Annotated in this window: 10 protein-coding genes and 1 other RNA gene; 10 read left to right on the plus strand and 1 reads right to left on the minus strand. The window is 68.6% G+C overall.

What is annotated here, in order from left to right; all coding sequences use genetic code 11:
- The first annotated feature begins 294 nt into the window (after nt 1–294).
- The 9 genes from ATE62_RS22280 to ATE62_RS23780 all read left to right on the plus strand — a co-directional run bounded on the left by ATE62_RS22280 (nt 295) and on the right by ATE62_RS23780 (nt 7,847).
- Nucleotides 295–945: a histidine phosphotransferase family protein gene (locus tag ATE62_RS22280; RefSeq protein WP_058809529.1), complete on the plus strand. Its 651-nt coding sequence runs from the start codon at nt 295–297 to the stop codon at nt 943–945.
- Nucleotides 946–1,181: 236 nt separating this feature from the next.
- Nucleotides 1,182–3,572: a chemotaxis protein CheA gene (locus ATE62_RS22285; protein WP_231736387.1), complete on the plus strand. Its 2,391-nt coding sequence runs from the start codon at nt 1,182–1,184 to the stop codon at nt 3,570–3,572.
- Entirely contained in the window at nt 3,569–4,006 is a 438-nt protein-coding gene (locus ATE62_RS22290) for a chemotaxis protein CheW (RefSeq protein WP_058809530.1), read from the plus strand. Before ATE62_RS22285 ends, ATE62_RS22290 begins: the two co-directional genes overlap by 4 nt.
- Before the next feature lie 64 nt (nt 4,007–4,070).
- Nucleotides 4,071–4,445 carry a response regulator gene (locus ATE62_RS22295; protein ID WP_058809531.1) on the plus strand — a complete coding sequence of 125 codons (375 nt, stop codon included), beginning with the start codon at nt 4,071–4,073 and terminating at the stop codon, nt 4,443–4,445.
- Nucleotides 4,446–4,455: 10 nt separating this feature from the next.
- Nucleotides 4,456–5,574, plus strand: a complete 1,119-nt coding sequence (cheB, locus tag ATE62_RS22300) for a chemotaxis-specific protein-glutamate methyltransferase CheB (protein ID WP_231736389.1) — start codon at nt 4,456–4,458, stop codon at nt 5,572–5,574.
- Complete coding sequence (locus ATE62_RS22305) at nt 5,571–6,428, plus strand: CheR family methyltransferase (protein ID WP_058809532.1); 858 nt, start codon at nt 5,571–5,573, stop codon at nt 6,426–6,428. Before cheB ends, ATE62_RS22305 begins: the two co-directional genes overlap by 4 nt.
- A gap of 72 nt (nt 6,429–6,500) precedes the next feature.
- Nucleotides 6,501–7,190: an N-acetylmuramoyl-L-alanine amidase gene (locus ATE62_RS22310; protein ID WP_058809533.1), complete on the plus strand. Its 690-nt coding sequence runs from the start codon at nt 6,501–6,503 to the stop codon at nt 7,188–7,190.
- Nucleotides 7,191–7,230: 40 nt separating this feature from the next.
- Nucleotides 7,231–7,617: RNase P RNA component class A (gene rnpB, locus ATE62_RS22325), an RNA gene on the plus strand.
- Between the two features lie 74 nt (nt 7,618–7,691).
- Nucleotides 7,692–7,847 carry a hypothetical protein gene (locus ATE62_RS23780; protein ID WP_171013398.1) on the plus strand — a complete coding sequence of 52 codons (156 nt, stop codon included), beginning with the start codon at nt 7,692–7,694 and terminating at the stop codon, nt 7,845–7,847.
- Here the strand turns inward: ATE62_RS23780 and ATE62_RS22315 are convergent, their stop codons facing one another.
- A complete protein-coding gene (locus ATE62_RS22315; protein WP_058809534.1) occupies nt 7,848–8,507 on the minus strand; it encodes a hypothetical protein in 660 nt (219 codons plus the stop codon). It abuts the gene before it with no gap.
- Between the two features lie 165 nt (nt 8,508–8,672).
- Here ATE62_RS22315 and ATE62_RS22320 point away from each other — a divergent pair, with 165 nt between their 5' ends.
- Nucleotides 8,673–10,430, plus strand: a complete 1,758-nt coding sequence (locus ATE62_RS22320) for a caspase family protein (protein WP_058809535.1) — start codon at nt 8,673–8,675, stop codon at nt 10,428–10,430.
- Nucleotides 10,431–10,538: the final 108 nt, after the last annotated feature.

The following is a 10,538-nucleotide window of genomic DNA, read 5'->3' on the forward strand; positions in this document are numbered from 1 at the left end:
CCTTCCTAATCCTCCCTGCGGCGCAGCCGTGGGGAGGGGGACCGCCCGCAGGGTGGTGGAGGGGCCGAACGCCATAAGGCGTTTGCCGAAGGCTGCCACCGCCCCTCCACCACCGCCTGCGGCGGCGGTCCCCCTCCCCATCGCTTCGCGACAGGGAGGATTATTATGGCCGCACCGCCGCTCAATCCACAACTCACCCCATCCCCCACCGGATCGCTCTTGCCCATCGGGGGGCGCCTGCCCTAACAGCGTCGCGAGCCGGAAACTGCCGGACCGCGGGGAGCTTTACCATCCATGTCCGACGATCGCGTCGATTTCGCCTCCATGCTGGCTTCGCGCCTGTGTCACGACCTCTTGAGCCCCGTCGGCGCCTTCGCCAACGGGCTCGAACTGCTCGCCGACGAACAGGATCCCGCGATGCGCGCGCGCTGCATCGAATTGCTCGAACAGAGCGCGCGGACCTCGGCGAACAAGCTCAAATTCTTTCGCCTCGCCTTCGGGTCGGCGGGCGGTTTCGGCGAGATGGTGCCGCCCGATGAGGCGAAGTCGGCGATCCAGGGCATCATCGGCGACCGCGCGATCGACCTCAACTGGATGATCGGCGCCGATCCGCTGCCCAAGCCCGCGGTGAAGATCATCCTCAACCTGTCGCTGCTGCTCGTCGACGCGCTGGTGCGCGGCGGGCGGCTCGACATCGGGTGCGAGAGCCAGGGCGCCAAGGGAGAGGGTGGCATCGAGATCGCGCTGCACGTCGAGGCCGAGCGGCTGTTCCTCGACGCCGATGTCGAGCGGATTCTGGCCGAGGGCGAGGGCGCGAGCCCGATGACTTCGCGCACCGCGCCCGCGATCCTGGTGCAGGCGGTCGCGGCGCAGAATGGCGGCACGGTGATGCTCGCGCGCGAGACGCCGACCTCGCTGCTGGTGGGCGCCGTCCTGCGCGGTTGATCGCGCGGGCTTCGAGCCCGATCCCCCCGATCGCGCACGCGGCGCGTCTACCCATTTGCTCCTTCCGATTGGGCAGACCTGCCGCCGGGGGCCCAAACCCTCGGCGGTCTTCGTCCGGACGCGCGGGCACGCGCGCCGAAACTGCCGGAAACGGCAGCATTCGGGCCGATATGTAAAGTGCTCCTTAACCATTGTCCTTCATGGTGGCGGCCTGATTTTGGGGGCGCACCAACACCGTGATCGACGATCTGCTGAACGATTTCCTGGCCGAGACGGCGGAAATATTGGCCGAGGCCGGCGGCGCCCTCGTCGCGTGGGAAGCCGATCCGGCCGACCGTGCGCAACTCGACGCGATTTTCCGCCTCGTCCACACGATCAAGGGCAGCTCGGGTTTCCTGTCGCTGCCGCGCGTCACCGCGCTGTCGCACGCCGCCGAGGATGCGCTCGATCAGGTCCGCCGCGGCAACCGCCCGGCGAATGCCGCGCTGGTCACCGCGGTGCTCGCGATCATCGACCGCCTGTCGGGGCTGTGCACCGCGCTCGGCAACAGCGGGACCGAACCGCCGGGCGACGATAGCGACGTCATCGGCGCGCTGGCGCTGGTCGATGATACGCCGGTGGCCGCGGCTGCGCCCGTCGAAGTCGAAGCTACCGAAGAAGATATCAACACCGATCTGCTCCAGAGCTGGCGCTCGATCCGCGTGCCGCTGCCTTTGCTCGACAGCGTGATGACCGGGGTCACCGACATCGTGCTCGCGCGCAACGAATTTGCCCGGATGCTGCGCGAATCGGGCGCCGACGCCTCGGTGATCGCCTCGTTCGACCGCCTCTCCGATTCGATCGCCGGCATGCGCCAGTCGGTCAGCCAGATGCGCATGCAGCGCATCGACAAGCTTTTCGCCCCGCTGCCGCGCATCGTCCGCGACCTCGCGCAGGACCTGGGCAAGAAGATCCGTTTCTCGACCAGCGGCGGCGAGGTCGAGCTCGACCGCGAGATGATGGAGAATATCCGCGACCCGCTGATCCACATCGTCCGCAACGCGATCGACCATGGCATCGAGCCGCTCGACGAGCGCGTCGCGGCGGGCAAGGGGGTCACCGCCAACATCGCGGTGTCCGCGCGCCAGTCGGGCAACCAGATCGAGATCGAGGTGCGCGACGACGGCCGCGGGCTGTCGCCCGACGCGCTGGTCGCCAAGGCATTGTCGGTGCGCGTCATCGGCGCCGCCGAAGCCAAGGCGCTGAGCCCGCGCGAGAAGCTCGAACTCATCTTCCGCCCCGGCTTTTCGACAGCGGCCAAGATCACCGCGATCTCGGGCCGCGGGGTCGGCATGGATATCGTCAAGGCGAACCTCGAAAAGATCGGGGGCGTCGTCGAACTGCGCAACGACGAGGGCCGCGGGCTGTCGATCGTGCTGCGCGTGCCGATGACGCTGACGATCATCTCGGGCCTGATGGTCCGCGCGTCGGGGCAATATTTCGCGATTCCCAGGGGGTCGGTGCGCGAGATCCTGCTCGAGACGAGCGATTCGGTGCGCATCGACCGCATCGGTGGCGGCGAACTCGTCACCGTGCGCGGCGAACAATTCCCGCTGCTGCGCCTCGAACAGGTGCTGGGCGGGGAGGTCGATGCGAGCGAAGACCGCGACGACCGCGCGATCATCCTGATCCGGCCGGGCCAGGGAATGAGCTATGCGCTAAGCGTCGCCGCGATCCACGACCATGAGGAACTGGTGATCAAACCCGCCGCGCCGATGATCATGGCGACCGGACTCTACGCCGGCACGACGTTGCCGGACAACGGCCGCCCGGTGCTGCTGCTCGACGTCCAGGGCCTGCTCGCCGCCGCCGGGGTCGACGCGTCGGAGGCCGGACGCAGCCACGATGCCGATGTCGAGGCCGCCGCCGAGGCCGCGGCGGCACGCGATGCCGCGCAATTGCTGCTGTTCTGCGACGTCGGGGGCCAGATGCGGGGCGTCCGCCTGTCGGTGATCGAACGCGTCGAGGAGGTGCCGGCGGCGGCGCTGTTCGAAAGCGCCGGCGCCGTCCAGGTCAAAATCGGCAGCGACATCTTCCCGGTCCACGCCGCCGCGGTGCCCAGGGGCCGCGACGCGGTGAAGCTGCTGCGCCTGCACGACGGCCAGTCGGTGCTCTGCTACCCGATCGAGGCGGTGATCGACATCGTCCGGCTGCCCGACGCGGTGCAGACGGCGCCGGCGCCCGGCCTGATCGCCGGGGTCGTGCTGATCGGCGGCCAGCCGGTCGAACTGATCGATCCCTTCTGGCTGATGGCGCAATATGGCACCGGGCAGGCTGCGCCGTCGCTGCGCCAGCCGCTCTGCCGCATCGCCGCCGACGCCGACGGCTGGGCGAGCAATTTTCTCGCGCCGATCCTGCGCAGCGCGGGCTACCGCGTTATCGGGGGCGACGAGGCGAGCGAAGAACGCCCCGACGTCCAGCTGTGTCTGACCGAGGCCGCGTCGGGTCCGATCGCATCCGACGTGCCGCTCGTCCGGCTGCGCGCCTCGCCCGCCGCGACGGGGCCCGAGGACGACAGCATCTATCGTTACGACCGCGCCGCTTTGCTCGAGGCGCTGCGCAGGCAGGTCGCAGGAGGCCGCTCATGATGGAAAAACTCTATTTGATCGCGCGCATCGCCGACACGCGCGTCGCGCTGCGCAGCCGCGCGATCAACTCGGTGGTGACGGTGGGCACGCCCGTCCATGTCCCCGCCGCGCCGCCGCATGTCGCGGGGCTGTTCGCGCTGCGCAGCCGCGTCTTCACGCTGATCGACCCGCATGTCGTGATCGGCCTGCCGCCGGTCCCCGTCGCGCCGGGGCAGCGCGTGATCGTCGTCGACGTCGCCGAACACGGCTATGCTTTGCTCGCCGACGCGATCGAGGATGTCTGCTTCATCGAGGCGCCCGAAACGCGCGTCGCGGGCAAGCTGCTCCCCGGCTGGGCGCGCGTCGCCGACGCGATGATCGAGCATGAGGGGCACAGCCTGCTCGTCGTCGACCCTTCGCATTTCGTCACTTTGCCCGTCGCCAAGGCGGCGTGACATTAACGGGCTGAATACGGTTTTTGGATATCCCCGCTGCATTACCGGGGGCACGGAGTAAATCATGTCGAAATCCTGTCTGGTCGTCGATGACAGCAAAGTGATCCGCAAGGTCGCGCGCCATATCCTTGAAAGCATGGCTTTCGAGGTGGACGAGGCGGCCGACGGGCAGGAGGCGCTGACCTTTTGCCGCGCCAATCGCCCCGACGTGATCCTGCTCGACTGGAACATGCCCGTGATGAGCGGCATGGAGTTCCTCGGCGCGTTCAACGACCTCGACTATGGGCATGAAGAGCGGCCGCGCGTCGTCTTCTGCACGACCGAGAACAGCATCGACCATATCCGCGCCGCGATCGAAGCCGGGGCGGACGAATATGTCATGAAGCCGTTCGACCGCGAAACGCTCGAAGGAAAATTGCAGCTCGTCGGCGTCGCCTGAGGCGGCGCGGGTGGCGGCATCCCCAAATCTGGCCCGCGCGGCCCCGCCGGACCAGCTCCTCCCGGCGCTGCGCGACGTGCGCGTCATGCTGGTCGACGACAGCCTGGTCGTGCGCAGCATCCTCGAGCGGATCATCGAGCAGAGCGCGGGGCTGACGGTCTGTGCCTCGGTCGCCTCGGCGCACGACGCGCTCGCCTATCTCGCCTGCGAACCTGTCGACGTCGTCGTGCTCGACATCGAAATGCCGGGGATGAATGGCATCACCGCGCTCCCGCTGATCCTCGACCGCGCCGAAAAGGCGCGCGTGCTGATCCTCTCGTCGAATTGCGTCGAGGGCGGGCCCGCGGCGATCGAGGCGCTGGCGCTCGGCGCGAGCGACACGCTGGCCAAGCCCGGGCGCGGCAGCTTTTCGGGGCGCTTCGCCGAGGTGCTGACCGAACGCATCCGCACCCTGGGGCAGCAGCCGCAGCACGGTATCGGCGTGATCCGCGCCGCCGCCCCCGCGGCGGTCGCGCCCGCGCCGGTCGCGATCGACACCGATCAGCCGCTCGAATGCATCGCGGTCGCCGCCTCGACCGGCGGCATCCCGGCCTTCACCAGCTTCCTCAGCCATCTCGACCCGCGCATCACCGCGCCGATCCTGCTGACCCAGCATCTGCCCGACGCCTTCATGGAATTTTATGCCAGGCAGATCGCGACGATGACCGCGCGCAAGGTCGTGGTCGCGGCGGCGGGGATGCTGGTCGAGAAGAACCATATCTACCTCGCACCGGGCGATGCGCATCTGGTCGTCGTGGGTCAGGGCCGCCGCCGCGAGATCGCGCTCGACCGGCGGCCGGTCGCCAACGGCTGCTGCCCTTCGGCCGACCCGATGTTCGATTCGCTCGCCGACGTGTACGGCCCGCGCGCCGCCGCGGTGGTGCTGAGCGGCATGGGCCGCGACGGCGCCGATGGCGCGGCACGGCTCAAGGAGGCGGGCGGCACGGTGTTCGCGCAGGCGCCCGAAAGCTGCGTGATCTGGGGCATGCCCGGTGCGGTCGCCAAGGCGGGAATCGCCGCGGCGACGCTCAATCCCGATGCGATCGCGCTGATGCTCGGCAGCTTCCTCAAGGGACGGGCCCGATCATGATGGGCGGGACCGCCAGCGAATCGGCCTATCGCGTATTGATGGGCGTGCTCGAATCGCGCACCGGCCAGACGCTGTCGCCGAGCCGTATCTGGCGCATCGAAATGTCGCTCAAGCCCGTGATGCAGCGCCACGGCATCGCCGACCTCGACGGGCTGGTCGCGGCGCTGGTGACCTCGACCAGCCGCCAGTTGCTCGACGACACGGTCGACGCGATGCTCAACAACGAGACGTTTTTCTATCGCGAACACAGCGTGTTCGACGACATAGCGCAGACCGCGCTTGAAAAGATCCGGGTGATCAACGCCGACAAGCGCCGGCTGACCATCTGGCATTGCGGCGTGTCGACGGGGCAGGAAGCCTATTCGATGGCGATGCTGCTCGCCGAGCAGGAGGCGCGCTGGGCGGGGTGGCAGGTCGACATCGTCGGCACCGACGTCAGCTATCACGCGATCAGCCGCGCGCGCGTCGGGCTCTACAGCCAGTTCGAGATCCAGCGCGGGCTGCCGGTGCAGCGCATGGTGCGCTGGTTCGACCAGACCGAGGGCGGCTGGCTCGCCAAGGCCGACCTCCGCCGCCGGATCGACTTTTCGGTGCAGAATATGCTCACCGACCGTCCGCCGCTGGCGAGCCCTGCGGACCTCATCTTCTGCCGCAACCTGCTGCTCTATTTCTCGCTGCCGATGCGGCAGAAGGCCTTCGCGCGGCTGCGCATGGTCGCGGCGCCGCAGAGTTTCCTCGTGCTCGGCGCGGGCGAGACCGTGCTCGGCCAGACCGACCAGTTCGTCGCCAGCCCGCGCCTCCGCGGACTCTACGAACCCGCCGACCAGCAGGTCCGCCGTCCGCAAGCCGCCTGATCGCCGCCTTGCATTTTGCGCAGGGCTGGCGCAGGTGGGGAGGGGTTTTGGACGGATCGGGCCGCGACACGCATGAGCGAATCTATCGAACGCTGGTCCCCCAATTTCGACGAGCGCGCGCTGCCGGTCTCGATGATCGTGCTCCACTATACCGGCATGAAGAGCGGCGACGAAGCCATTGATTGGCTTGCCAATCCCGAATCGAAGGTGTCGGCGCACTATGTCGTCAGCGAGGATGGGCAGGTCACCCATATGGTGCCCGAGGACAAACGCGCGTGGCACGCGGGCAAGTCGCACTGGCGCGGGATCAGCGACATCAATTCGGCGAGCGTCGGGATCGAGATCGTCAACCCGGGGCACGAGCATGGCTATGTGCCCTTTCCCGACCCGCAGGTCGCCGCGGTCGTCCGGCTGGTCCATCTGATCAAGGACCGCCATGCGATCACGCGCGGCAATGTCGTCGGCCATTCGGACATCGCGCCGACGCGCAAGCAGGACCCGGGCGAGCTTTTCCCGTGGGAGGAACTCGCGCGCCGCCGCCTCGCGCTGCCGCGCCCGACCAAGAAACTGACCGATCCCTTGTGGACCGACGCGGGCTTTCTGTTGGCGCTCGAGCGCTTCGGCTACGACGTGACCGACGGTTTTGCGGCGACGGTGGCCTTCCAGCGCCGCTTCCGGCCCGAACTGATCGACGGCACGATCTGCGGCGAGTGCCGCGCGATATTGCTGGCGCTGCTGCTGCCGCAGCCCGAGGGCGACTAGCCCTCGCAAACCCCGCCGAAGCGCGCTATACTCGCACCCGCCAGAGGGTCGGGCGATCGCCGCCGCGCAAGCGGGGGAGGAAAGTCCGGGCTCCACGGAAACCACGGTGCCGGATAACGTCCGGCGGCTCCGGGAAGCCGGAGCAAGGGAAAGTGCCACAGAGAGAAGACCGCCAAAGGCCTCGGCCCGGCGAAAGGTGAAAGGGTGCGGTAAGAGCGCACCGCGCGGACGGCAACGGACGCGGCACGGCAAACCCCACCGGGAGCAAGGTCGAATAGGGATGGCACGGATTTATCCAGGGCTGGTTCCGGCCCCGCCGTCCGGGTTGACTGCTTGAGCGTCCGGGCAACCGGCCGCCTAGAGGAATGATCGCCCATCCCCCGTCAAAAGGGGTGGACAGAACCCGGCTTACAGACCCTCTGGCATTTCCTCTCCCCCAATCGCGCGGGAACCGCGCCGGGAAGGCCCGCGTATTAGGCGGACCAGAAAAGGAGACGAACCATGAAAGTCGTCGATGACCATGTCGAGGTGACCGAAACCGAGGCGAGCAGCGGGGTCAAGGGTCACAATGTCCGTTACGTGCTGGCTTTTTCGCTGATCGCGGTGATCGTCGTGCTGTCGGCGATCTGGATCATCCCGGCGTTGCTGCAGCCCTGATCATTTCGCTTTGGTCACGCTGATCAGCTCGAACTCGGGCTCCGGCGTGTCGTCCATATAGATGGTGCGCGCCGGCCGCTTGAACTTGCGCGTGTAGAGCGTTTCGTAGCTCGCATCCTCGCCGCTGCCCCTGACCTTGAGCAGCGAGGTCACGGTATCGCCGGTCAGCACGTTCCAGCTCATCTCGTCGCCGTCATGCGCCCAGGTGCGGCTGTAGAGGGTGACATCCATGCCGATCAGCTGCATGCGCGGCTGCCCCTTGGCGATGCGATAGCGATAGGTCGTCGACAGGGCGGTGGTGCCGCCGGTCAGATCCTCGATCACCAGCACGCCCTTCTTGATCGACAGCGCCGCGCCGCCGAGCCGGTCGGGCTGGAGCTTGAAGGTCCCGCCGAGCGTCTGGCCGGCCTCGAACTCGCTGCGGACGCTGAGCACGACGTTGACGGTGCGCTCGTCGGGGCTCGCGACGACATAGACGGTGTCGGGATCGCCATCGCCGTTGAGGTCGCCATCGACGCGCGCCTCGATCTCCTGCCCCATTTCGAGCCCGGCGTGGAGTTGTTCGTCGGTGATCGGCGGGATCTTCATGGTCAGCGGCGAGGGTTCCGCAGCATGCGCGGAGCCGCAAAGCAGCATGGCGGCGGCGAGAAAGGCCTTCATAAAATCCCCTGGCTTCGGTCGTTCAGATTATCAGCTCCTGCCCGATCGTCCAGCGCGGCGCGGTGACGCGGCGCACAGCGCGCCCTTTTCGCTTTGCCGCGCGATTTGACCGGCTTAGGGTCGCGCCGGGTCGCAGAATCGAACGATGATGCGAGGGGCGATCAAGTGAAGACGATCTGGCAAGGCGCCTTGGCGGCGCTCTTCATACTGCTGCTCAGCACCGCCGCACCGGCGGCGGCGCAGACCGGCGGCAAATGCGGCAGCGGCCCGCTCCGCGGCGACCGCGTCGCGCTGCTGATCGGCAACAGCGCCTATGACGGCTATAGCTGGGCCGCGCTCGCCAACGCCCGCACCGACGTCGCGCATATTTGCTCGACCCTCACCGACGCCGGCTATGCGGTGCGCGTGATCGCCGACGCCGAGCATGACGACCTGCTCGCGGGGCTCGACCGCTTCGCCGCCGAGGCGGCGAGCGCGGGGACGGTGGTCGTCTATTACGCCGGCCACGGCTTCCAATATGCGCAGAAGAACTATGTCGTGCCGACCGACGCCCCGCCGATGACGCGGCGCAGCGACCTCGACCTGCGCTTCGTGTCGCTCGAGACCATTGCGAAGCGCGTGATCCCCGATGGTGCGGTGGCGCTGTTCCTGGTCGATGCGTGCCGCACCGCCGACCCGATCGTGCGCCTCGCCGACCAGCCCGCGGTCGCGACCGAGGGCGGCGTCGGGCCGATCGGCCTCTTGTCGCTGCCGCGCGGCGCGGTGCTCTATTCGACCGCGATCGGTGCGCCCGCCTACGACGACGCGCCCATCGGCTCGCGGCTCAGCCCCTTTGCCACCGCTGCCGGACGCTATCTGTCGATGCCGGTGCCGCTCACCACGATGTTCGGCGCGATCGAGAGCGAGGTGCCCGAACTCACCGAAGGCATGCCGCGCGGCGAGCAGGAGCCCTTCCACTATGGCCGCAAGCTCGGCGGCCTCTATCTGGTCGAGCCGCGGAAGCTCGATCCCGCGATGGCCGCGCCGCCGCCGGTCAGCCCGGTAGCGCCGGCCGCCGCGGCTCCGGCGCAAGCCGCGACGACGCGCGGCGGCCCGGCCGCGATCGCGCCGCTCGACCTGCCGCTCGCCCGGCTGGCCGTCGAAGACGAGCCGATCATCGTCGCGAGGCTGCTCACGACCCGTTCGACCGCGGACATCGCCGCGCTCGCCAAGGGCGGCGATCCGGTCGCGCAGCATATCCTCGGCTATATGCTCGAATTCGGGGTCGGGGTGGCGCGCGACCTGCCCGCCGCGCGCGAGTGGCTCGCGCGCTCGGCCGCTGCCGATTATGCGCCGGGCCAGCTCGAATATGGCTATCTGCTGATGGGCGCCGCGCCGGGGACCCCCGACCGCATCGAGGGCGAGCGGCTCTACCGCGCCGCCGCGGCGAGCGGCTATGCCAAGGCGAAGACGCACCTCGCGCATCAATTTTGGATCGGCGGTTTCGGCAAGCCCGACCTCGCCGGCGCCGAACGCCTGTTCGCCGAGGCGGCCGAGGCCGGGCACCCCGCCGCGATGTTCTTCGCCGCCGCGGTCAATCCCGCGCGGCGGGGCGACATGGCCGCCCGGCTCCGCGCGATCGCGCGGGGCGGCGATGTCGAGGGCAATTTGTGGCTGTGCGAAATCGGTGTCTACAACAACAGCATCGCCGACGCCTTCGACGACTGCGCCATCGCGGCGCGCAGTTCGGCGCTGTCGGGCGACGGAACGGGCACCGAAACCGCGCACGCCAACGCGATGGCGGTCGTCGCGCTCGGCTACCAGACGGGGCAGGGGGTCGACGCCAACGCTGCGATGGCGCGCCAATGGGCGATGCGCGCGGTCGAATATCCCGACCTGCGCGTCGAGCTGCGCGCGCAGATGGAGGGGATCATCGGGAAGTAGGAGTGGCTGGTTTGGGGTGGGGAGCGGACGTTCTTAATCCTCCCTGCGGCGAAGCCGTGGGGAGGGGGACCGCCCGAAGGGCGGTGGAGGGGTCGAGCGTTGCAGGCC

This window comes from Sphingopyxis sp. HIX, assembly GCF_001468285.1.
Taxonomy (GTDB): domain Bacteria; phylum Pseudomonadota; class Alphaproteobacteria; order Sphingomonadales; family Sphingomonadaceae; genus Sphingopyxis.